Below are 23,575 nucleotides of genomic sequence, written 5' to 3' on the forward strand. Positions count from 1 at the left end.
ACCGGCCGAGCGTCCACTGAGAATGCAGAGCACCGAGACATCTATCAAATGGGGTGAGGTTTTGGCCGCGCACGGCCTACGAGCGCCTGTCCATGGTTGACGCTTCCACGCGCCGCAACGCGGCCGACAGCGTTGCCCCGGGCGCGCCGACCATCGAAGCCCAACTGGAAGCGATGCGGGACGGCGGCCGACCGTGGGCTGCGGCATGGGCGTGGTATCGCGCCGGGGAACGCTTGCACCTTGCCGGCCAGGGCGGCGCGGCGCCCGAGTGGCCGCACAACGTCTCCCACGAACGGCTGGCGGAACTGTGCGCCGAGCGCGGGTGGCACCGCTGGCCCACGGGATTCGGCGAGAGCGTGCTGGGCTGGCTCGTCGCGCCCGCCGAATTCGGTGGCGACCCATCCCTGGGGGACTGCGCCCGGAGCCTCGGCGAGCGGGCGCAGACCGATGCGCTCGCGCGGGCCCAGAACACCCAGCGCGTGCTGTATGAGATCGCCTATCTGGCCAGTTCGGTGCCCGATCGCGCGGCGTTCCTGCAGCGCGTGCACGAGCGTCTGGGTACGCTGATCGACGCCGAAAACTTCTATCTGGCGCTGTACGACCGCAAGAGCGGCAAGATCACCTATCCGTATTACGTCGACGTGATCGATGCGGACGTCATCGAAGCGGAGAACTACGACATACTCAACCCCGACCGCCTGTCGATGACGGCGCAGGTGCTGACCACCGGCGAACCGCTGCTCGTCGATGCCGCGATGATTCGGGCCGCGGCGGCTGAAGGCATTTTGTATCCCATTGGCGATCTGCCCGAGTTCTGGATGGGCGCGCCACTGAAGAACGCGTCGGACGAAGTGTTCGGCATGCTCGCGATGCAGGTCTACGACGTCGCGCGCATCTACAGTGCCGAGGACCGCGCGCTGTTTCTCGTCGTGGCGCGACACGTGGCGATGGCGTTGGACCGGATCCTCCACCGGGCCGACCTCGAGGAGCAGGTCGCCCGGCGCACCTCCGAACTGTCGCGCGTCAACGCGGCGCTGCGCGAGGGCATCGCCGAGCGCGGGCGCGCCGAACACCTGCAGGCCACGCTCTTCCAGATTGCAGAGCTTTCCAGCCGTCCCGGCGACATGGTCGAGTTTTTCCGCAGCCTGCATCGAATCGTCGGAGAGCTGCTCTATGCGCATAACTTCTACATTGCGCTGTTCGATACGGAGAAGCAGACCGTGTCGTTCCCGTATTACGTCGACGAACACGTGCACGAGCCGCCACCGCCGCGTCTCGGCCGGCGCGGCCTCACCGAATATGTGATTCGCCAGCGCAGTCCCTGCCTCATCGATGCGGACGGCGCGTTACGCCTGATCGCCGATGGCGAGATCGACATGAGCAGCCAGAATGTGCGGCTATGCTCTTGGCTCGGTGTGCCGCTGTTCGACGGCGAGGACGTGCGCGGGATGCTCGCCGTACAAAGCTATGCGCCGCGCGTGCGCTACTCGCAGCGCGATCAGGAGTTGCTGACCTTCGTGTCGCACCATATCGATACGGCGCTGTCGCGGCGGCGGGCCGCCGACGCCCTGCATGCGGCGAACGCGGAACTCGAAGCGCGGGTACAGATCCGTACGCGCGAGCTCGACAATGCCAATGCCCGGCTTCTCCACGAAAACTCGCACGACACGCTAACGGGACTGCCTAACCGCAGTCATCTGCTCGACCGCCTGCAGGCCGCGTGGAGCGCGTATTGCGAGGACGGCTGCCAGGTGACGGTGATGTTCATCGATCTGGACCGCTTCAAGATCGTGAACGACAGTCTCGGCCATCACTTCGGCGACCTGTTGCTGGTGCAGGCCGCGGAGCGCTTGCGGGGCTGCCTGCGTCCGGCCGATCTGCTGGCGCGTCTCGGCGGCGACGAATTTGCCGTGCTGTCGCGGGATGCGCCGTTGAACGATGCCGTCGCCGTTGCGCACAGAATCCTGGCGGCATTCGATCTGCCTTTCGATATCGACGAACACGTGGTGTTCTCGTCATGCAGCATCGGCATTGTGAATGCGGACGGTCAGTACCATAGCAAGCCCGCGGATCTCCTGCGCGACGCCGACATCGCGATGTATCGCGTGAAAAACGCGGGCCGCGATAGTTTCGTGGTGTTCAACCATGAGCTGCGACGGGAGGTGCTGGACGAGGTGGAGCGTGAGGGTGCGTTGCGTAATGCGCTCAAACGCGACGACGAACTGCTGCCGTTCTTCCAGCCCATCGTCGACATTGCCACGGGGGAGGTGGTCGCGCTCGAAGCGCTGATTCGCTGGCGGCAGCCCGATGGACGCATCATCGGCCCGGGCGAGTTTTTGCCGAGCGTCGAAGGGTTGCGGCTGATAGGGCGGCTCGACCTTTACATGCTCAGCCGCGTAGCGGTCATTCTGTCGGCGCCGCAGCATGCGAACTGGCCGCCCGTCCACGTGAACTGTTCGAGCTTTAGCATCACGCGGCCGGAGTTCGCCGACGAGGTGCTCGCGCTGTTGCACCGCTACGGTGTGGCGCCCTCGCGCGTGTGCCTTGAACTGACGGAAGGCGCGCTGGTGGCGGAACCCGATCTCGCGCGCAACACGATGCAGCGTCTCGCGGATAACGGCATGTCCGTGGTGCTCGACGACTTCGGGGCGGGCTTTTCGTCGCTGAGCTATGTGCACCAGTACCGCTTCAGCGGTCTGAAGATCGACAAGTCGTTTATCCTGGCGCTCACCGGAAGTCCACGTAGCCGCGCCATTGTGACGGCGATTGTGCGCATGGCCGAATCGCTCGGTTTGACGCTTGTCGCGGAAGGCGTCGAGGATGCGGAAACACTCGCCGTGCTGCGGGACATGGGAGCCGCACAGGCGCAAGGCTATTTCTTCGACAGGCCGATGCCGCTCGAGGCGCTGTTGCGTTCGGCGCATTGGGTGCGTTGGGTGGGCGATGCGGCTGAAACGCCGGCGTCCTGACGCGGCAGGCGGCGCAGGCCGGCGCTTCGCATACGCGATCAAACCGTCACGACAATCTTGCCGAATTGTTCGTTCGACTCCAGAAAGCGATGCGCCTCGACAATCCGGTCGAACGGAAAGGTTCTTGCAATGACCGGCCGGAATGAACCCGATATCAATCCGTCGAGGATGAACGTCTTGGTCGCTTCCAGTCGCTCCGGATCGCTGAGAAGCTCGTGAACGAGGTAGCCGCGCAGCGTGAGCGACTTGCTCAGGACGGCGAACAGCGGGAAGGGCGTCGGCTCGGGGCTCAAGCCGCCAAATTCGATGAGAATGCCGCCTCGCGACATGGCGGCCGTCAGGGGTTCGAAGATCGGTCCGCCGATTGGGTCCAGCACCACGCGCACCCCCTTTGGGCCGGCGATTTCCGCCAGCCGGGCTGCCAGATTTTCTTCCGCTGAGGCAATCGCGTGGGCCGCGCCTGACTCAAGCAAGGCTGGCTTCTTGGCGCCTGTTCGCGTCACCGCGATCGCGGTTGCGCCGACCCGGTTGGCAATCTGGATCGCGGCAAGTCCGACACTGCTCGATGCCGCCGTAATCACCACACAGTCTTCCCTGTGCAGTTTGGCAATGTCGATCAAGGCGCCGTATGCGGTGAGATACGACATCCAGACAGCGGCGGCCGCTTCCCAACCCAGCGAGGGGGGATGCTTGACGACCAGCCCGGCAGGAAACGTGACGAGTTCGCCATAGGCGGGCCAGCGGACCATCGACACCGGCGGCACGACGCTGACGGCGTCCCCTGGCGCGAAACCTTCGACACCTTCGCCAACCGTTTCGAGGATGCCCGCCGCCTCAAGGCCAAGACCGGAAGGGAAGGTCGGAGTTTCGATGTAGGCGCCCGCGCGCAGCAGCGCCTCGGCCCGGTTGAGACCTAACGCCTTGACGCGGATCTGGATCTCGCCGCGGCCAGGCCCGGGAACGTCGACATTCTCGATGCGCAGAACCTCGGGACCCCCGTGCTCATGAAAGCGAACCACTCGTGTCATCTCGCCGAACTCCAAAGTAACCGAACCGAATACACTATGCCGGTGCGCTTCAGGCGGATAAATAGCGTCGTAAACAGAACAGTCGAAACCAGGAGTTTTTAAACATGGATCGCCTTACGAGCATGGCCGTGTTCGTCAAAGCCGTCGATCTGGGTTCGTTCGCGGCCGCCGCGGACGCGCTCGCGCTATCCGGACCGATGGTAGGCAAGCATGTCCGGTTCCTCGAAGAGCGCCTGGGGGTGCGCCTCATCACCCGGACCACGCGCCGCCAGAGCCTGACCGACTTCGGGCGCGCCTACTACGACCGCTGCCGGGTGGTCCTCGCCGAAGCGGATGCCGCGGATGCGCTCGCCGCCGATCAACTGTCCGAACCGCGCGGCACGCTGCGCGTCACGATGCCGGTGCACTTTGGCCGGCACTGCGTGATGCCGGTCCTGCTGCAGCTCGCGCAGCACTATCCGGCGCTGGAGCTTGATCTGTCGTTGAACGACCGGTTCGTCGATCTCGCCGAGAACGACTACGATCTGGCGATCCGAACCGGCGATCTGGAGGATAAGGGTGGGGTGATCGCGCGTCGCATTGCGCGGCAGCGCATGGTCGTCTGCGCGTCGCCCAGCTATCTCGATGCGCATGGCCGGCCACAGCGGATAGAGGATCTCGGCAGGCACGATGGAATCATCTACCGGCGCTCGGGCCGGGTTCGCCCGTGGCTGTTTCCGCGCAATGATCAGCCTCCGATGGAAGTGACGCCGGCGCACCGGTTGCGGCTTGACGATCTCGATGCCATCGCCGACGCCGCGACCCTCGGTATGGGGCTTGCATGGCTTCCGTACTGGCTCGTTCATGAGCGCATTCAGGCTGGCGCGCTTGTCCAGCTACTGCCGGATCAGCCGGGATTTTTATACGACGTCTATGCGCTGTGGCTGCAGACGCCGCACTTGCCGTTGAAGGTCCGGGTGGCTGTCGACGCCCTGGCGGCCGCCTTGCTCAACTTCATGGCCTGAGCGGCGCAGACCTTGCTGGTCGTGACGCTCAGCGCTGCGCGCCGCAAACGGGTTCACCCGCGCTGTGGCGTCTGGGCAATCGAGGACCGGGACGGGCGGCGATTCAAGGAGCAATTGGCTGCCAGGCAGCTCGCCCCTATCAGTAAGGCGGCCAGGATCGCAATCACGAGTTGATAGGTCAGGATGGGGGTCAGCGCATGGGTGTAGTCGAGCCACACCAGCCAGCCTAGCGGACCGAGCGCCGCACCGAATGCCACTACACAAAGCAGACCGAGGACGGATTTCATCGCGACTCCCTCTCTGGGATGCCAGCCGGATACTCAAGGGTGGATTATCCGACAGAACCTGGCATCTTGTCGCTCGTGCACGCGAAGTGTCGACATATGCCTGAATGGAAACGCTTGGCGGGCACGGCCATCACTTCAGGAAGCGTGCGACGGGACCCGTGCAGCACGCACGGACAGAGGGTTCGCTGCCGGCACCAATTTGCCCTGTGTATCGACGAGGCCACTCGGATGTCCATCGGCATCCTGTAACCCGGAATTGTAGGAATAGAAAAACATCGGACCTATGGGTACCCGCGTGCCGAGGTCATCAAACGCGTTGAGAACCGCTTGCATCCCCTGGCTTGCCGATTGTCCCTGTTGATTGGGAAACTTCGTGGCGTCCGTAAATCCCCATTCTGTAATCCAGAAAGGCTTGGCCCGGCCAAGCGCCCATACGTCCGGACGCAGGAGCGCCGTCGCACTTGCCCCCGGATTGCCCGGCGACGCGTAAATGTGAGTACCGTAACCGTCGACGTGATAGCCGCTGTTATCCAGGTAGTTAAAGCCATCGACATCCTTCAGCATCGCGACGGCTTTTGCCGGATCTGAAAGACACTGTGGCGGACGGCCAGGCGCCGTATATCCATGAGCGATGCCAAACGTGATGATTTTCGCCTGCGGATAGTAGCGAGGATCATGCAAGATTGTCGCGCCGGTCTTCAAAAACTGTCCATAGCCCTGAAGCCATGCATGCAGCTCGACCTGATTCGCGCTGTGGCCGTTCGGCACGTCTGCATCGTAATAGTAGCTGTCGTCCTCGTTACCGAATTCGACCGCATCGATCGTCAGGTTGGCGTGCTTTAAAGCCCCCAGCAGATTACTGAATCGGCTGGCGAATTTATTCAGGTCTATTTCGCTCAATTTCTTGGATCGCCAGCCGTGATCGTTCATCGGCAGCGCACGATCGTAGTCTTCGTCCATCTGCAGAATGTTGACTAACACCTTGAGTTTCTGCTGCTTGGCCTCCCGAACCTCTTCGACGAAGTTGGCAACGCCCTGAGCCGATCCGGAAGTCGGTTCGTCACGAAACCAGGTCGCATGAAGCGCACGAATATCCTCAAACGTCTTTTGCCGCGTGGCTTCGTCCTGGCTGCTCAGCCCTGAACGGTCAATGCCGATTTCTGAAATCGCATGCGCGGAACCGCCTGATGTCGCATCTTGCGCGATTGCCGAACCGGACAATAGCGAACCGAGGAAAGCCATAGGAATGATGAACGCGCTGCATCGCTTCGTGACACGCATGATCAACCTCGGCGGGAGCGTTGCTCCGGGGCATGTCGCGCGAGAGTGGAATGCTTCGCTCAATGGCATGCTATCTCCCCGCGCAATGGCGTGCGAAAATCGGAGACGATGCTACCACAGCCATTTCGCCTCGTTTGGAGCGCGTCTTTGATGGAGCACGAGCGTTATTAGACCTCCCGGGCAATCCATCCGCCAGGCGGCGCCGTGAATCGCGACCGCTCCCGCGTCAAACGCCTCAAACAAGTGTGCTGGCCGCAATCGCCGCCAGAATGGCCGGAAGTTGCGCCGGTTTGACGAAATGATCGTCGAAGCCGGCCTTGAACGATTCAGCCCGCTCGGCGGGCGCGCTCAGCGCGCTCACCGCCAGCAGCAAGGGCGAGGAAACGACGTTCATGCGGCGGATTTCCCTTGCCACCGCTCGGCCGTCCAGTCGGGGCATCTGAATATCGAGCATCACCACGTCAGGACGCCAGACGCGGTACACAGCGAGCGCGCCGGGACCGTCTATTGCTGTCCGGATGGCGTAACCGTAAGCCTCGAAGAACAGGATGTACACCGCGAGCAGATTCGGGTCGTCGTCGGCGATGAGTAAGCGTTCAGCTTTTCCATTGGACATGGGGTTCCTGTAGGGTTGCCCCATGTGTCACGCAATTTAGGGACCCGATACAGTTAAAACAGCCATTTGCGCGTAAGATAAATTCAACCGATGCCCCATACTGATCTTTTCACGCTTATTTAAGGGCAAACATGCGATTGGCTGACTATATCTTGCGTGACATGGAAACGATCCTGGTGCAATGGGAGGCATTCGCCGCCACCCTGTTGCCGGCGGCCGTGGACATGAAATCGCTTGCCCTGCGAGACCATGCGCAACAGATTCTGCTGGCTGTAGCGAAGGACCTGTCGACGGTTCAGAGCAGGGAGGCGCAGGCTGAAAAATCAATGGGCCGGGCCCCCATACTGATCGGCGCTCCGGAGACGGCGGCCCAGACGCACGCGCTGCTGCGGGCGCGGGGTGGATTCGACATCAATCAACTGGCTGCCGAATACCGCGCCCTGCGCGCCAGCGTCCTTCGTCTGTGGATGGATGAGTGCCAGCCCGACGCGTCTCATGCGGATGACATTATCCGTTTCAACGAGGCCATCGACCAGGCCATCGCCGAATCGGTGGGGTTTTTCAGTGCGCAGATCGAGCAGGCTCGTAACCTGTTGCTCGGCATGCTCGGGCACGACATGCGCAGTCCGCTGCAGACCATCCAGATGACCGCGACGTACCTCTCGGCGCTGAACGCCGGTGAGAAAGTGTCGGTCGCCGCGGCGCGGTTGATCCGAAGCGGAGCGCGCATGCATGCGCTGCTGGACGACATGCTTGATTTCAATCGAACCAGACTGGGTTTGGGGATCAATATCGTGCCCGCCGAGGCCAACCTGGAGAAGCTGCTTGCCGACGAACTCGACCAGGTGAGGGCATCGCATCCCGACCGCCGGATCGATCTGGACGTGGCGGGCGACGGTCAGGGTGTTTGGGATGGCCGCCGTCTCCAGCAGTTGCTTGGCAATCTGGTTCTGAATGCGCTCAAGTACGGCGCGCAAGACGCGCCGGTGCGCGTGGTCATGACCGGCGCGGAGCAGGAAGTTCGTTTCGAGGTCAGGAACCATGGGTCGGCCATCGAGCGAACGGCGCTGGATCGGATTTTCGACCCGCTCCAGCGTGGCCTCAATCATCAGGACTCGTATAACGCAGACGGTAGCCTCGGGCTAGGGCTGTATATCGCGCGTGAGATTGCCAAGGCCCACGGGGGCGAGATCGAGGTGCGCTCGGACGAGAGCGAAACGGTGTTCTCTGTGTGTCTGCCGCGCCGCCAGCCAGGGCGCTGATAGCGTCGACCCAGGTCTCGACTGCCTGAATTTCTACTTTCAGATATGATGCGCGGCGTCGAACACGGCGCAGCCGCAAACAACGATTCCTTCAAGATCGCACTCGGTTCCTGCGCCACTGTTTTTATACTCATACCTGAAGAGAACCGTTATGACGACAGTAAACGAAAGACTTGCATGGCGTTACGCAACCAAGAAGTTCGATGCGACCCAAAGCGTGTCGGCCGACAAGCTCGAACGTATCGTTGAAGCTGTGCGGCTGGCTCCGACCTCGAGCGGGCTCCAGCCGTTTGAACTGCTGGTAGTCAGCAATGCGGATATCCGCGCGAAGATTCGTGCCGTGGCCTGGGACCAGGCCCAGGTGACCGACTGTTCGCACCTGCTGGTATTTGCCGCATGGGACGACATCACTGCTGACCGCGTCAATATGATGTTCGATCTGACCAACGAAATCCGCGGTTTCAAAAACGAAGGGTGGGAGAGCTACCGCCAGAAGTTGCTCGGTATTGTCGCCGCTCGAGGAACGGAGGCTAACTATCAGGCCGCCGCGCGGCAAGCTTATATCGGCCTGGGCGCGGCCTTGATTGCTGCGGCTTTCGAAGAAGTTGACGCGACTCCGATGGAAGGATTCGACCCGGCAGCGGTCGATGAAATCCTCGATCTGAAATCGAAGCACCTGCGTAGCGTCGTCATGTTGCCGCTGGGTTATCGGGCGGCCGAAGGCGATTGGCTCGTGAACCTGAAGAAAGTCCGGCGCAGTCGCGATAGCTTCGTCACTGAAATAAAGTGAACCAGACGTTACCCGCTTCTACACAGTACGCCCTCTAGTATCCCTACGCCGAGCGCTGCTTTTGGCAGCGCGTCGGCAAGACAAATAATGCAATGGTATCGTGGCGCGTCGTTCTCAGGATCGCGCTGTACACGCCTGAGACAAAGCGTTTTCATCACGAACCCAATGGTGCGGCCGGATTAGTTCGCCAATCCGCACCAATTCAATCATTGTCCGTTAAGGACAAACAAAACTATGTTAGTCGAAAGCAGTCCGGCGGCGGATACGCGCGCATCGGAGCAGGGTGATTCGTCGTCTCTGCGTCAGTGGCTCTCTGTCGGCGCCGTGGCAATCGGCGCATTCGCCTTTGTCACCACGGAATTTCTGCCGGTGGGTTTACTGCCGCATGTCGCCAAAGAACTGGATGTCCTGCCAGGTACGGCCGGTCTGATGGTCACTACGCCGGGTGTCATTGCCGCGCTCTCCGCGCCGGGCCTCATGCTGGGCGCGGGGCGTATGGACCGTCGGCACGTCTTCCTGTTACTTACGGCCCTGTTGCTGGCGTCCAATCTGTTGTCGGCATTTGCGCCCAATTTCGCCGTCATGCTGGTGGGCCGCGCGCTGCTGGGCGCGGCATTGGGCGGTTTCTGGACGCTCGCGACAGCCGCCGCGGGCCGCCTCGTGCAGCCCAAAGACGCAGCGAGAGCAACCGCCATGATCCTGACGGGCGTGACGTGCGCCACCGTGATCGGCGTACCTCTCGGCACGTTCATCGCCGGCTTCTCTTCCTGGCGCTTTTCGTTCATGGCTACCGGCGTGCTGGTTGCCGTCGCGCTGGTCGCGCAACTGCTGCTGGTCCCTTCGCTGCCCTCCAGCGCAGCGCTACGCCTGGCAGACCTGACCGAGTTGCTAAGGCGTCCTCATGCGCGCCGAAGCATGCTGATGGTGGGACTCGTGTTCGGCGCCCACTTCTGTTCCTACACCTACATCACGCCGTTTCTACTGCATAACGCGAGCTTCGGCATGTCGACCATTACATGGCTGTTGCTAGGCTTCGGCGTGATTGGTTTCTTCTCCAATTTCGCCGTTTCGAGCACGGTCAACCGCAACCTCAAGGCATCGGTGGCGGTGATGGTATCGCTGATGATGTTCGCGCTTTTGTCGATGCCTTTGTTGCGGCATTCGCAGCTGGCGGTGACGGTCGATGTGCTCGCGTGGGGTATTTCGTTCGGCGCGTTGCCACTCTGTTTCAGCGTGTGGATTCAGCGCGCGACACCCGATCTGCCGGAGGCCGGTTCAGCGCTGTTTGTGAGCATCATTCAGGTGGCTATTGCGGTGGGGTCGCTGGTCGGCGGGACGATTGTCGATTCGATCGGCATTCCGCCTGACTTCCTGCTGGGCAGCGCGCTGGCGCTGCTCGGTCTGGCCGCGCTGGCGAGCTTCGGAAGAAGCCCGGTGGCGAAGGTCGACTGCGACTGTCTGGCGACGCCGGAATGATTCCACGCCATCGCGATCCCGCCTTCTATCAGCTCCTTGCCGATAGCTACGCCCGACTGCTGGGTCACCCGCTGGTGCCGCGGGCCGTGCCCGTGGTCGAAGCAAGCGAATGGCTCTACGAGCATGCGCCGTTCGCGGTGCTGGCGCACAACACCGATCCCGACCCGCTCTTCATTTACGGCAATAAGGCCGCGCAGCGCCGCTTTGAATACAGTTGGGATGAAATCACCCGGCTGCCGTCGCGGCTCTCAGCCGAAGCACCGAATCGCGAGGAGCGGCAGCAGTTCCTCGCGCGCGTGCAGCGAGTCGGCTATGAGGCGGGCTACAAGGGTGTGCGTATCACGAAGTCAGGCCAGCGCTTCATGATCGAGGAAGCGACACTGTGGCAACTGCTTGACGCGAACGGCACGCTGCACGGCCAGGCCGTTGTCATTCCGCGGACGCGCGATATCTGATCGCACCTGTCTACGGTTAATGCGTGAGGCAGTCGGGTACCGCTCAGGCTTGAGCGGTTGCTTTTCCACAGACTCGATTGTCCCGATTTCCGCGAAAGAGATTCCCCTTTCCGCTCTGTGTCTCCACCGTTGACGAATATACACTCGGGCCAAATTACACGAGAACAACGTTGGAGGCCCATCTTGCCGCAAGCGGCACTCTACCTGGCATTTTCCCGTACTTCGACGAAGCGCATTCAGCGGACGCATTCAGCAACCGCCGGGGCGCAAGTGTCGCCTGACGAATAGCGGCCAGCTCGCACATCGAGGGCTGTCGTGGCATCAAATCGCCGGAGCCGGAGTCTCATCGGGCCGGCGATTAATATAGTGGTACTAAATATATAGGAGATACGATGAGAAAGGTTCTGTTTGGAATGCTCGCGATGACGGCTACGGTGTCTGCCAGTGCGCAAAGCAGCGTTACGCTGTACGGCATCGTCGACAACGGACTGGAGTATGAGACCGGCATGCCGAAGGGGCACGTGTTCGGCGCGCAAAGTGGCGGGTGGGCGCAATCGCGGTTCGGCTTCAAGGGGACTGAGGATCTCGGCGGCGGCACCCAGGCCATTTTCCACCTCGAGTCTCGCCTGAACACACAAAACGGCACCTTTTCCAACGGCAGCTTCTTCGAGGGGCAGGCGACCGTCGGTTTGCATAACGACACGTGGGGTCAAGTGAAGCTGGGCAATATGGGCTCGGCCGAAATCAGTCAGTATTCGGGCGACGTCGATCCACAGCAGACGAAGAAATATGCGATCGGGACGCTGGTGCGCGGCCGGATCTTCTCGCAGGCGGGCAACGGTGTCGAGTACCTGTCGCCGCTGGTCGGAGGATTTACGCTGCAGGGGCAATACGACCTGACGAACTCGACGAAGTGGAACGCCGGCAGTCCGGGAAGCGCGCCGGGCCAGTTGGGCACCTCTACCGGTCTGGGGAGTGCGCAGGGGCGCTCCGACGGTATCAAACTCTCTTACCAGGTGGGCAGCCTTTACTGGCAGGCGACCTATGACGAAGTTCGCGATCCCAATGGACAGTTCAGCAATGTGTACCTGGCCTCGCGCTCCATCCTCACCGGTGCGACCTATGCGATCGGTCCTGTGGTTGCGTATCTGGGCTATCAGCATTTGAGCGCACCCAACGCATCCAATGCCGGATACTTCGGGACAGCCACGCCGACCACGCTGCCGGCAGGCACGTCGCTGCCGACAGCGGTCGATCACGAATGGATCGGGGCGATCTGGAATGCGACGACGGCACTCGCCATCACCGGTGCGGTGTATCACGCAAACGCCAATCGCGGCAACGGCAACGCGACGCTATACACACTGGGCACGAACTACTTCCTGTCGAAGCGGACGCTCCTTTATACCGAGCTCGCTTACGTGCGGAACAGTTCGACGTCCAACCTCGGGCTCGACAGCGGTCTGTATGGCGCGAACAGTAACAACGACCCGACGAACAGCGGCGCGTCCAGTACCAATCCGGACTATGGCAAGAGCCAGTTCGGCGTCATCGCGGGTGTCGCGCACCAGTTCTAGGCGGAACGGAAGGGTTCGGGGCGAGGTGTCGCCCCGAAGCCGGTCTGGCTCGCCGCCATCAACGGAAACGGCTCGCGATATGCGCCGGAATATTCTCCGGCGTCACGACGACGACGGATGACGAGGGCGACACGGCTGCCGCCGGCAGCAGTTTGTGGAAATGAACGATGTGCTGGCACGCCGAGCGCATGTCCTGACGCAGATCGTGATGGAGAATCGCCTGCACTTTGCCCTCGCGCAGCAGACGCACATTGTCCCGATCCAGATCGTGCCCAATGAAGCAAACCGGAGCTTGCTGCTGCGCTTCGAGTGCCCGAAGGATGGCGACGTTTCCGCCTCCCATGGAATAGACCGCGGAGATCTTCACATGAGCCGTGAGCACCTGATGGACCCGAGCTTCAGTGAGCGTGTCGAGGCCGTGGCCACCGCTGGCGTCGACCAGCGTCAGTTGCGGATATCGGAGCCGCAGCGCTCGCCGGAAGCTTATTTCACGTTCCTCTTCGCCTCTGAAGCGTTCATCGCTCATGGTGATCAGGATGTTGCCGGGCTGCGGCCGCAACCACTGCGCGAGAAGGTAGGCGGCGGTCGCGCCGGCGACGCGATTGTCCAGTCCCGCATAGGCGATGCGGCCGGACAAAGGGATATCGGTGAAGATCGTGATCACGGGAATGCCACGGCGCTGTAGTTCGCGAATGGCTTCGGCAATCTCAGGAACGTCGCGAGCCTTGAGGAATACTCCGTGGCTTCCGCGACGGCCAATGGACTGCAGCGCGTCGACCACCTCGGCCGTTGTCATCGTTTCGCGCATCAGGAACCGTGGCCGGCAGACGACCGGATGCAGCCCCGGCAGTTCGGCTTCAAGGGCTTCCTTGATCTCGTCGGCAAAGCGCGCGGGCGCTTCGACCAGCACGTCGATCATGAGCTTTCGTCCCGCGGTAGCCAACTGGAGTTCCTGTTTTTCGAGCTCCTTGATTGCCTGCTCGACGCGTTTGCGCGTGTGCTCGCGAACATGGGCCCGCCCGTTGAGGACCCGGTCCACCGTGGCCATGCCGAGGCCAGCCTGGAGAGCGATCTCCTTGATAAGAAAGCGGTGGGCCATCTCCGGTACCTTCTTTTTGATGTCTTTTTGATGGATTAATGATACTCCGCCACCGACTCCTGCAACTATGCTTGACAGATAGTTTGCGGATGTTTGATGGTTTTTTGATGTGTTTCTGTCTTTCGACGACAGAAATCGTGCCGTAGCATTGACGCCTCCTGGCGAACAGGCGGCGCTTTAATCAAATCGTGGAGTGAGACAAGGAGATGGACCAGTTCAAGGAACTACAGCTCTTCGTCGAGGTTGCCGAGACTGGCAGTATCAGCCGGGCGGCGGAGGCGGTGGATCTGTCCATTTCAGCGGCAAGCCGCTATCTGATCTCGTTGGAGACGCGCCTTGCCGTGCAACTGGTGCGCAGGACGACCCGCAATCTCTACCTCACCCAGGCTGGGGCCGAGTTCCATCGCCGCTGCAAATCCATTCTGGCGGATCTCGGCGAGGCTGAATCGGTCATCAAGGATGCGACTGTCCGGCCGAGCGGCGTCCTTCGTGTGACTGCGTCGCTCTCGTTCTGTTTGCTGCACATTGCACCCATGCTGCCTGACTTTACCGCACGCTATCCGGACATCACGGTGGATGTGGTGGCGGCCAATCGTTACCACGACATCATCGAGAACGGCATCGACGTCGCGGTTCGTACCAAGGTTCTTGAAGCGGACAGCAACATCACGGTCAGACGGCTCGCCGCGACCCGGCGGATCCTGGCCGCGGCGCCTTCGTATCTCGAAGCAAACGGTTCGCCGCGCTTCCCGGCCGAACTGGTGAAGCACAAGGTATTGAACTACGGCCTGGCCGACAATCCACGGGAGCTCGCCTTCTGCCGTACAGGCGAGTCGGTTCTCGTCAAGGTCAAACCGCTTCTCGAATCCAACGACGGTCAGATACTGCGGGTTGCTGCGCTCGACGGTATGGGCATTCTCGTGCAGCCGAAGTACATCGTGTACGACGACCTCAAGGCGGGCCGCCTGATTCCCGTGCTGAACGATTGGGACCTGCCACGCCTGACGATCAATATCGCATTCCAGACCCGCGCACATATGCCGGTGAAAGTGCGTTTGTTCATCGATGCACTCGTTGAGCGGTTTCAGCAAAACGAGTACGAGCGCCACTGGACCGCTTGACGGCCACGATCGCGCTGGCGCGGCGATCCCGCGCGTCTTGCCGCACTTTCCCGATTTCCGCGAAAGAGATTCCCTTTTTAGCTCTGTTTTGCCGACTTCGGGGAATATAGACTCGTTTCAAAGCTGCACGAAAAACATTGAAGGAGACGCTTGATGCAACACGCCGCACCCTCTGTTTCGCCATCCCCATCGCCGTATTTCGATGAAGCGCGCTCCGCCGAGGTCGTCAACGCTCGCATGGGTCAGGACACCGACGAGAGGCTGCGGCACGTCATGGCTACGCTGGTCAGGCATCTGCATGCGGCGGTGAAGGAAATCGAGCCGACGCACGAAGAATGGTTCACGGCAATCCGGTTCCTGACTGAAACGGGCCAGATGTGCACCGACTGGCGTCAGGAGTACATCCTGCTGTCGGACATCCTCGGCGTCTCGATGCTCGTCGACGCCATCAATCACCGCCGGCCGAGCGGGGCGACCCCCAACACGATTCTCGGCCCGTTTTATGTTGCGGATTCACCCGGCTACGAGAATGGCGCGAACATCTGTCTTGACGGAAAAGGCGAGCCTCTGGTGGTCTCCGGGCGTGTGACGGACATCGAGGGTACCCCCGTGCCGAATGCGAAGCTCGAGGTCTGGCAGACCAACGACGACGGCTTCTACGATGTTCAGCAAAAGGGGATCCAGCCGGACTCGAATCTGCGTGGCACCTTTACTTCGGACGCAGAGGGCAAGTACTGGTTCAAATCCGTCAAGCCGCGCCACTATCCGATTCCGTCGGACGGTCCCGTCGGGAAGTTGCTCGGAGCGATTGGCCGCCACCCGAACCGTGCTGCGCATCTGCATTTCATCGTGACCGCGCCGGGCTATGACCCGGTCATCACGCACATTTTCACGCCCGACTGCCCGTACCTCCCGGAGGACGCAGTCTTCGGCGTCAAGCGCGAACTCATCGCCGGGTTCAACAGGATCGACGACCCGCAAGCGGCTGAGCGCGTCGGCTTCCCAGCGCCGTTCTGGTCTGTGTCGTGGGACTTCACTCTCGCGACGTCCACCACGCCCACACGGGCAATTCCCTGATCGTTGGGCACACGGGAGCGTGTGCCGTCGACGAACCGATGAACCTGAGAGACAGGACTGCTACACATGAGCGCGAACAACATTGAACTGGTGGCTGCGTACTGGACGATTGCCGGTGACGTCTATCCGTGTGGGCCGGTCGAAATCAGTCCGTTCCCATTGCGAGACCGTTGCGAAGCGGCATCGCGCGCGGGCTGGAGCGGCGTCGGTCTCATCCTGGACGACCTCGAGCACAGCATCGGGAAATACGGGCTGTCCGGCGTCAGGCAGATTCTGAACGACACGGGCATGAAGTACTTCGAGCTCGAAATTCTCATGGACTGGTATCTCGATGGCGAGGCGCGGGCCAAATCGGATAGCTTCCGTCGCCGCGTCATTGAGCTGGGCGGCGAGCTTGGCATGCGCAACCTGAAAATCGGCGCGAACCCGTTCGACGAAAGTCCGCCCAACTTTGCGCGCATGACCGATGAATTCGCCAGACTTTGCGAAGACGTGGCGTCGGTCGGTGCGACGGTGGCAATCGAGTTCATGCCTTTTTCGCCCATCCGGAATATCGCCGAGGCACTGCAGATCGCGGAAGGCGCCAACCAGCCCAACGGTGGTCTGATGGTCGACCACTGGCATGTGGCGCGCGGCGGCAGTCCTTATAGCGAGGTCGCGCGAATCCCGGCGCGTTTCATCAAGGGCGTCGAACTGGATGACGTGGGCGCGCAGATAAGAGGGTCGCTGTTCGAGGACTCGAGCTTTAACCGCCAGCTTTGCGGTGAAGGTGCGGGCGACTGTCCCGCCTTTATCGATGCGCTGCAAGCGGCAGGTTGCACGCTGCCTTACTACGGTGTGGAGCTCATCTCCGAGTCGCACCGGAAGTTGCCGCTCGACGAGATGGCAAAGCGTGCCTACGACACCACCCGCGCACAGTTCTCAGCGAAAAGCGCGACTTCCGCCTGACGCGCCTGACCTTAAATCACAACGTACTTCTGGAGACTGACATGATTCGAATCGCCGTACTCGGTGCCGGCCGCATTGGTCGCATTCACGCCGGCAACGTTGCCGCGAACCCGAACGCCCAACTGGTCGTAGTGGCAGACCCGGTTGAAAGTGCAGCCGGATCGCTGGCGAGCCGCCTCGGCTGCGAAGCGTCGACCGACGCCGCAGGCGTGCTCGAACGCAACGACATCGACGCCGTGGTGATCGGTACGCCGACGGATACCCACATCACGTTCATGTTGCAAGCCGTGGCGAAGGGCAAGGCTGTGCTGTGCGAGAAGCCGATCGACCTGGATATGGAAAAGTCGCTCGCCGCGGCAAACGAAGTGGAGCGCCAGGGTGGCCGCGTCATGCTCGCTTTCAACCGCCGTTTCGATCCGACGTCCCAGGCCTTCCGCAAGGCGATCGACGCCGGCGATGTCGGCGAGGTGCGCCAGGTGGTGATCTCCAGCCGCGATCCGGGTATGCCGCCCCGCGATTACGTCGAGCACTCGGGCGGCATCTTCCGCGACATGGTGATTCACGATCTCGACATGGCGCGCTGGCTGCTGGGCGAAGAACCGGTCGAAGTGATGGCCATGGCGAGCCGGCTGGTCGACCCGTCGCTCGCGGCGCTCGACGATTTCGACACGGTCATGGTGCAGCTTCGCACCGCGTCGGGCAAGCAATGCCATATCAATTGCTGTCGCGAAGCGGTATACGGCTACGACCAGCGTATGGAGGTTTCAGGCTCCAAGGGCATGCTCCTGCAGGAAAACCTTCGGCCTTCGACCATCCGTCGCTGGACGAAGGAGGCCACCGACGTGCGCGAACCGCTGCTGAACTTCTTCCTCGAGCGATATGAAGCGGCCTACAAGGCTGAACTCGAAGCGTTCGTCGACGCACTGCGCACGAATTCGCCCTTGCCGACCTCGGTGCAGGACGGCCTCAAGGCCCTGCGCCTCGCCGACTGCGCGCTCGAGTCCGCGGTGTCGGGCAAAGCGGTCAAGGTGTAACGCGTAACCCGTAACCCGGAGGAGACAGGACATGACGCGAAAGATCGGTGCCCATGAAACGATAGGCGTGGCGTGCCTCGGCATTACCCACCCGCACACGTCGGGGCGGGTCAAGGCAATCCAGCGCCGTACCGATGCCAGGATGCTCGGCGCGTGGGATAAGAGCCCGCTACTTGAGCCGTTCGTGGATGCGTTTGGACTCGAAGTGCGCACGAAAGACGACATTCTTGCCGACGACAACGTGCACGTTGTTCTCGTGCACTCGAAGAGCGAGAAGATGGCCGACCTGACCATCGAAGCACTGGAGGCCGGCAAGTCGGTGCTGTGCGAAAAACCCGCCGGCCGCAGTTCGGCGGATGCGAGGCGGATCGTCGAAGCGGTCGAGCGGACGGGCGGTCTCGTGCAGGTTGGGTACTGCTGGCGCTTTGCTCCGTCGGTCGACGCCATGCAGGCGGCGCTGAAGAGCGGCCGCCTCGGCAAGGTGGTTCAGGTGCGTGCGCACGGCGGCTGTTCGCACGACGAAGCGGCAACGGCGCACATGACCCAGCCCGGCGACATCGGCGGGGCGGTCTTTGTGATTGGCTGCCACCTCGTCGACCGCATTCTTCTGCATTTCGGCATGCCGCGCTCCGTCAATGCCCGTATCACGAAGTTTCCGAACTTCCACGGCGACGAATCTCGCGAGGACGCCGCCGGCGCGGTCCTGAACTACGAAGACAAGATCGTCGTGGTCGACTTCATGTCATGGGACGTGCTGCCCTGGACGGAAAGCTGGGACATCACGGCCTATGGCACCGAAGGCATCATGTCGTCCCGTTCGCTGCCGTCGAGCTACAAGATCTACGACGCAGGGAAGGGTGCTCATCCGGAAGGATGGACCGAATGGCAGGAAACGAGCTTCCCCGAAATCTGGGCCACGAAGAAAACCGAGTATTCGCCCGACATTGCTGAAATCGGCAATCCGGTTTACTTCGACCGCGAATCGCACGCCTTCTTCGATGCGCTTCGCAACGGTACGCCGTCGGTTGTGCCAGCCATGCAGGCATACAACATCAGCCGCGTCATCGAGGCGATGTTCGCATCGTCGAAGCAGGCCGGCGCAGAGATCGTAATCGAATAAAAGGGTGAACGGCAGACCGCTTTGCGGAGGTCTGCCGACAGGAACTGCTGACGTGAGTCAGAAGCTAATTATGTAATCCTAATCAGGAGACAGATGATGAACATCATCAAGCATTTTATGGTGGTTCTGGGCGCCTCGATCGCCTTGTCCGCGGTGTCGGCACCCGCCTATGCGCAGGACAAGGGCGTCATTGGGATTTCCTTGCCGGACAAGACGGAGTCGCGGTGGATCACGGATGGCAAGAGCATTGTCGACGCGCTCAAGGCGAAGGGCTATTCCGCCGATCTCCAGTACGCCAACTACGACGTGCCGACTCAGGTCAACCAGGTGGAGAACATGCTGGCCAAAGGCGTCAAGGCGCTCGTGATTGCGCCGATCGACGGCAAGACCTTTTCGGATGCACTGGCGCTGGCGCAACAGAAGGGCATCAAGATCATCTCGTACGACCGCCTGATCAGCCAGACCAAAAACGTCGACTACTACGCCACGTTCGACAACTACGGCGTCGGTGTCCTGCAAGGTCAGAGCATCGTTGCCGCCTGGCAGAAGAAGGGCAGCAAGACGCCGTTCAACATCGAGGTCTTCGGCGGCTCGTCGGACGATAACAACGCGCATATGGTCTACGCCGGCGGGATGTCGGTACTCAAGCCGTATATCGACAGCGGGAAATTCGTGGTTCGCAGCAAGCAGGTGACATTCGATAAGGTCGCCACCCGCAATTGGGACGGCGCGACGGCCCAGTCCCGCATGGACAATCTGCTGAGCGCGTTTTACGGCAACAACCGGCTCGATGCCGTGTGGACGCCGAATGACGCCATCGCCATCGGCGTGATTTCTTCGCTCAAAGGGGTGGGTTACGGCTCAGCTCAACAGGTGATGCCGGTCGTTACAGGCCAGGATGCGGACCTGCAGAACGTCAAGGGCATCATTCGCGGCGACCAGACGACGACGGTGTTCAAGGATACGCGCAAGCTGGCCAGCATCACGGCCGATATCGTGGACGACGCGCTGACCGGCAAACCGGTACCCGTGAACGACACGAAGAGCTACAACAACGGCGCCAAGATCGTTCCGACGTATCTGGTGAAGCCCGTCCTGGTCGACAAGGACAACTTCCAGTCGGAACTCGTCTCCAGCGGCTACTACACGCAGGCGCAATTGAAGTAACGAGGTTCTGTGCTTCGCGGGTGCCGGGCGGGCGGTTACGTCCGGCACTGCGCAGACGCGTCATGTACGCGATCGACCCGAGGAATACGGCAATGGAAACCATTCTGGAGATGAGCGACATTCAGAAGAGCTTTGGCGCGGTCAAAGCCCTGAATAACGTCAATCTTAAAGTCCAAAAAGGCGAGATTCACGCCATCTGCGGCGAGAACGGCGCCGGCAAGTCGACGCTGATGAAGATCTTGAGCGGCGTCTATCCGCACGGCTCCTTCCAGGGCAACGTGGTCTACGAGGGTGAAGATCGCGCGTTCTCGGATATCTCCGATAGCGAGCACGTCGGCATCATCATCATCCACCAGGAGCTGGCGCTCGTGCCGATGCTCTCGATTACCGAGAACATTTTTCTGGGTAACGAACAGTCGAAGCGGGGCGTGATCGACTGGCAAGGCTCCCGGTCCAGGGCGAAGGAACTGCTGGCGAAGGTCGGTCTGAGCGACTCTCCCGATACGCTCGTGGGCACGCTCGGGATCGGCAAGCAGCAGTTGGTCGAAATCGCCAAGGCCTTGTCCAAGGAGGTCCGTCTGTTGATCCTGGACGAACCGACGGCCAGTCTCAACGAAAAGGACAGCGACACGCTGCTCGATCTCCTGCTGGAACTGAAGGCGCGTGGTGTGACGTCCATCATCATTTCGCACAAGCTCAACGAGATCTCGCGCGTGGCCGATGGCATCACGGTCATCCGCGACGGTTCGACGGTCGATGCGCTCGACTGCAAGGCCGAAAGCGTGAGCGAGGACCGCATTATCAAGGCCATGGTCGGGCGTGAAATGTCCGACCGTTATCCGAAGCGCGTGCCGAATATCGGCGAGGTGATTTTCGAAATCCGGGACTGGCGGGCCCAGCATCCGACCCAGCGCGATCGCGCGGTCATCAAGGGCGTCAATCTCAAGGCAAGAAAGGGCGAAATTGTCGGCATCGCCGGTCTGATGGGATCGGGACGGACCGAGCTCGCCATGAGCGTCTTTGGCCAAACCTACGGCCAGGACATTTCCGGAACCGTGCTGATGCACGGCAAGCCGGTCGACGTTTCGTCGGTACGGAAGGCCATCAAGGCAGGGCTGGCCTATGTGACCGAAGACCGTAAAGGAAACGGCCTGCTGCTCGACGACAACATCCAGCGAAACATCTCTCTCGCGAACCTCGGGGGGGTGTCGAAATTCGGGGTGGTCAACGACCACGAGGAAAGCACCGTCGCAGCAGATTTTCTGAAGAAGCTGCGTATCCGTGCCCAGGGGGTCACCCATGTTGTCGCCAATCTGTCCGGCGGCAATCAGCAGAAGGTGGTGCTGAGCAAGTGGCTTTTTTCAGGGCCTGAGGTACTCATTCTGGATGAGCCCACGCGGGGTATCGACGTGGGTGCGAAGTACGAGATTTACAGCATCATCAATCAGGCGGTTGAAGCGGGCAAGTGCGTGGTCATGATTTCTTCGGAAATGCCGGAGCTTCTTGGTATGTGCGACCGCGTTTATGTCATGAACGAAGGCCGCTTTGTGGGCGAGTTCACGGCGGAGGAGGTCTCGCAGGAGAAGATCATGCGGGCAATCATGCGAAATGGAGGCATCTAAAATGCGTAAGGCACTTTCACCGGCGGCGCCGCAGGAAGCCGTGGTCAAACAGAGCGAAATCGTTCAGGCGTTCAAGCGTGGCGCCAGCGAATACGGACTGCTGATTTCGCTCATCGTCATCATGGCGTTCTTCCAGGTGTCGACGAGCGGCGTGCTGATGCAGCCGCTGAACCTGACGAATCTTGTCCTGCAGAACAGTTACATCGTCATCATGGCGCTCGGCATGCTGATGGTAATTGTGGCCGGTCACATCGACCTGTCGGTCGGTTCGACGGCGGGGCTGGTGGGCGCGCTCGCCGCGGTGCTGATGGTCCAGTTCAATGTCAACTACGTGCTGGCCACTGTCATCTGTATCGTCACCGGCGCGCTGATTGGCGCGATCCAGGGGTACTGGATAGCATTCTGGCGGATGCCCTCGTTCATCGTCACGCTAGCCGGCATGCTGGTATTTCGCGGTCTTACCAACCTCGTATTGCAGGGGCAGTCGATCGGGCCGTTCCCGGACGAGTTCGCTGCAGTGAGCTCGGGCTTCATTCCGGATGTCTTTCACGGGCAGAATCTGCACATCACCTCCATCCTGCTCGGCATTCTGGTAGGTGTCCTGTTCTTTGTGATCGAACTTCGACACCGCGCGAGCGCAACCCGGTACGGCATGGCGAGTGGATCGTTCTCGATGTTCGTGGCGAAAAACGTCGTCCTCACCGGCCTGATTGTGTTTCTCTGCTCCATCCTTGCGTCGTATCGCGGCTTGCCGACGGTACTGGTCATCATGGGTGTGCTGATCGGCATCTACACGTTCATCATGAACCGCACCACCATTGGCCGCCGTATCTACGCCGTGGGCGGCAATGCGAAGGCAGCGAGACTGTCCGGGGTCAGCGTTCCGGCTGTCAGCTTTATGACGTTCGTGAATATGGGTGTGCTCGCTGCCCTGGCCGGTCTCATCTTCGCGGCCCGCCTGAACAGCGGAACTCCGAAAGCGGGAACGGGCTTTGAGCTCGATGTGATCGCGGCATGCTTTATCGGCGGCGCATCGGCTTCCGGCGGTGTCGGGAAGGTGGTCGGCGCGGTGGTGGGCGCGTTCATTATGGGCGTGATGAACAACGGGATGTCCATTATGGGTATTGGCGTCGACTACCAGCAGGTGATCAAGGGGGTGGTGTTGCTCGCGGCCGTTTTCGTTGATGTGTACAACAAGAACAAGGCTTGAGCGTTGGATTCCGGACGCGTAGGTAGAAGGTGCGTACGAGAAGCAGCAATTGACGGGACCTATCCGTAACGGCGGGTTCGCACGGACCACGGACATCAGTAGCAAACACGGAATCGACATGATCAAGCACATCGTTATGTGGGATGTTCGCGGTGAGACCGCCGAGCAGAAGAAAGAAACGGCGCGACTGGTGAAGCGCGCCTTCGAAAGCCTGATCGGCAAGATCCCGGGACTCACGAAGCTCGAGGTCGGCATGGACGTGAGTGGGGTCGATTACGCCTGCGACGTTGTGCTTTACACCGAGTTCGAGGATCCGGAATCGCTCGAGGCATACGCGTCCCATCCCGAGCATCTGCGCGTCAAACAGATCATCGGCGACGGCCGCATTGCCCGGCACCAGGTCGATTACGTCTGAAGCGGTGAACCATCGGA

At 61.1% G+C, this 23,575-nt stretch carries 21 protein-coding genes; 16 read left to right on the plus strand and 5 right to left on the minus strand.

Annotated elements, in window-relative coordinates; translation table 11 throughout:
- The first annotated feature begins 92 nt into the window (after positions 1–92).
- Entirely contained in the window at positions 93–2,969 is a 2,877-nt protein-coding gene (locus tag P3T42_RS01605) for a sensor domain-containing phosphodiesterase (protein WP_429304980.1), read from the plus strand.
- A 38-nt stretch (positions 2,970–3,007) separates the two neighbouring features.
- Here the strand turns inward: P3T42_RS01605 and P3T42_RS01610 are convergent, their stop codons facing one another.
- Complete coding sequence (locus tag P3T42_RS01610) at positions 3,008–3,997, minus strand: zinc-dependent alcohol dehydrogenase family protein (protein WP_429305250.1); 990 nt, start codon at positions 3,995–3,997, stop codon at positions 3,008–3,010.
- A 104-nt stretch (positions 3,998–4,101) separates the two neighbouring features.
- Here P3T42_RS01610 and P3T42_RS01615 point away from each other — a divergent pair, with 104 nt between their 5' ends.
- Positions 4,102–5,001 (plus strand): LysR family transcriptional regulator, encoded by a 900-nt coding sequence (locus P3T42_RS01615; protein ID WP_429304981.1) that lies wholly within the window; start codon positions 4,102–4,104, stop codon positions 4,999–5,001.
- Positions 5,002–5,054: 53 nt separating this feature from the next.
- On the opposite strand, the gene P3T42_RS01620 is transcribed toward P3T42_RS01615, so the two are convergent.
- The 3 genes from P3T42_RS01620 to P3T42_RS01630 all read right to left on the minus strand — a co-directional run bounded on the left by P3T42_RS01620 (position 5,055) and on the right by P3T42_RS01630 (position 7,209).
- On the minus strand, positions 5,055–5,288 hold the full coding sequence (locus P3T42_RS01620) for a hypothetical protein (protein WP_074299105.1): 234 nt from the start codon (positions 5,286–5,288) through the stop codon (positions 5,055–5,057).
- A gap of 135 nt (positions 5,289–5,423) precedes the next feature.
- On the minus strand, positions 5,424–6,569 hold the full coding sequence (locus P3T42_RS01625; protein WP_429304982.1) for a hypothetical protein: 1,146 nt from the start codon (positions 6,567–6,569) through the stop codon (positions 5,424–5,426).
- Between the two features lie 235 nt (positions 6,570–6,804).
- The gene (locus P3T42_RS01630) at positions 6,805–7,209 is read right to left on the minus strand and encodes a response regulator (protein WP_253190178.1); all 405 of its coding nucleotides are present in this window, start codon (positions 7,207–7,209) and stop codon (positions 6,805–6,807) included.
- A gap of 107 nt (positions 7,210–7,316) precedes the next feature.
- Between P3T42_RS01630 and P3T42_RS01635 the strand changes: the two genes are divergently transcribed.
- From P3T42_RS01635 to P3T42_RS01655, 5 genes are all read left to right on the plus strand, one after another.
- Positions 7,317–8,447 carry a sensor histidine kinase gene (locus P3T42_RS01635; protein WP_429304983.1) on the plus strand — a complete coding sequence of 377 codons (1,131 nt, stop codon included), beginning with the start codon at positions 7,317–7,319 and terminating at the stop codon, positions 8,445–8,447.
- Positions 8,448–8,598: 151 nt separating this feature from the next.
- Positions 8,599–9,237 (plus strand): nitroreductase family protein, encoded by a 639-nt coding sequence (locus tag P3T42_RS01640; RefSeq protein ID WP_074299098.1) that lies wholly within the window; start codon positions 8,599–8,601, stop codon positions 9,235–9,237.
- A 234-nt stretch (positions 9,238–9,471) separates the two neighbouring features.
- Positions 9,472–10,713 carry an MFS transporter gene (locus tag P3T42_RS01645; protein ID WP_074299095.1) on the plus strand — a complete coding sequence of 414 codons (1,242 nt, stop codon included), beginning with the start codon at positions 9,472–9,474 and terminating at the stop codon, positions 10,711–10,713.
- Entirely contained in the window at positions 10,710–11,168 is a 459-nt protein-coding gene (locus P3T42_RS01650) for an MEKHLA domain-containing protein (RefSeq protein WP_429304984.1), read from the plus strand. The genes P3T42_RS01645 and P3T42_RS01650 overlap by 4 nt, the downstream gene beginning before the upstream one ends.
- A gap of 392 nt (positions 11,169–11,560) precedes the next feature.
- Positions 11,561–12,745 (plus strand): porin, encoded by a 1,185-nt coding sequence (locus P3T42_RS01655; RefSeq protein WP_074299091.1) that lies wholly within the window; start codon positions 11,561–11,563, stop codon positions 12,743–12,745.
- A gap of 58 nt (positions 12,746–12,803) precedes the next feature.
- Here P3T42_RS01655 and P3T42_RS01660 read toward each other — a convergent pair whose 3' ends face one another.
- The gene (locus P3T42_RS01660) at positions 12,804–13,844 is read right to left on the minus strand and encodes a LacI family DNA-binding transcriptional regulator (protein ID WP_074299089.1); all 1,041 of its coding nucleotides are present in this window, start codon (positions 13,842–13,844) and stop codon (positions 12,804–12,806) included.
- Positions 13,845–14,050: 206 nt separating this feature from the next.
- On the opposite strand from P3T42_RS01660, the gene P3T42_RS01665 reads away from it, so the two are divergent.
- The 9 genes from P3T42_RS01665 (at position 14,051) to P3T42_RS01705 (ending at position 23,558) form a co-directional block, all read left to right on the plus strand.
- Positions 14,051–14,965, plus strand: coding sequence for a LysR family transcriptional regulator (locus tag P3T42_RS01665; protein WP_074299087.1), 915 nt, complete (start codon positions 14,051–14,053; stop codon positions 14,963–14,965).
- Positions 14,966–15,118: 153 nt separating this feature from the next.
- Positions 15,119–16,042 carry an intradiol ring-cleavage dioxygenase gene (locus P3T42_RS01670; RefSeq protein ID WP_429304985.1) on the plus strand — a complete coding sequence of 308 codons (924 nt, stop codon included), beginning with the start codon at positions 15,119–15,121 and terminating at the stop codon, positions 16,040–16,042.
- A 66-nt stretch (positions 16,043–16,108) separates the two neighbouring features.
- Positions 16,109–16,990 carry a sugar phosphate isomerase/epimerase family protein gene (locus P3T42_RS01675; RefSeq protein ID WP_429304986.1) on the plus strand — a complete coding sequence of 294 codons (882 nt, stop codon included), beginning with the start codon at positions 16,109–16,111 and terminating at the stop codon, positions 16,988–16,990.
- Positions 16,991–17,031: 41 nt separating this feature from the next.
- Positions 17,032–18,024 (plus strand): inositol 2-dehydrogenase, encoded by a 993-nt coding sequence (gene iolG / locus P3T42_RS01680; protein ID WP_429304987.1) that lies wholly within the window; start codon positions 17,032–17,034, stop codon positions 18,022–18,024.
- Between the two features lie 31 nt (positions 18,025–18,055).
- Complete coding sequence (locus P3T42_RS01685) at positions 18,056–19,144, plus strand: Gfo/Idh/MocA family protein (protein WP_074299080.1); 1,089 nt, start codon at positions 18,056–18,058, stop codon at positions 19,142–19,144.
- A gap of 96 nt (positions 19,145–19,240) precedes the next feature.
- Positions 19,241–20,311 (plus strand): multiple monosaccharide ABC transporter substrate-binding protein, encoded by a 1,071-nt coding sequence (gene chvE / locus P3T42_RS01690; protein WP_143788537.1) that lies wholly within the window; start codon positions 19,241–19,243, stop codon positions 20,309–20,311.
- A 92-nt stretch (positions 20,312–20,403) separates the two neighbouring features.
- The gene (gene mmsA / locus P3T42_RS01695; protein WP_429304988.1) at positions 20,404–21,933 is read left to right on the plus strand and encodes a multiple monosaccharide ABC transporter ATP-binding protein; all 1,530 of its coding nucleotides are present in this window, start codon (positions 20,404–20,406) and stop codon (positions 21,931–21,933) included.
- Position 21,934: 1 nt separating this feature from the next.
- A complete protein-coding gene (gene mmsB / locus P3T42_RS01700; protein ID WP_429304989.1) occupies positions 21,935–23,143 on the plus strand; it encodes a multiple monosaccharide ABC transporter permease in 1,209 nt (402 codons plus the stop codon).
- 118 nt (positions 23,144–23,261) lie between these two features.
- Positions 23,262–23,558, plus strand: a complete 297-nt coding sequence (locus tag P3T42_RS01705) for a Dabb family protein (RefSeq protein ID WP_074299071.1) — start codon at positions 23,262–23,264, stop codon at positions 23,556–23,558.
- The last annotated feature ends 17 nt before the right edge of the window (positions 23,559–23,575 follow it).

This window comes from Paraburkholderia sp. GAS38 (assembly GCF_050434965.1).
GTDB lineage: Bacteria > Pseudomonadota > Gammaproteobacteria > Burkholderiales > Burkholderiaceae > Paraburkholderia > Paraburkholderia phenazinium_A.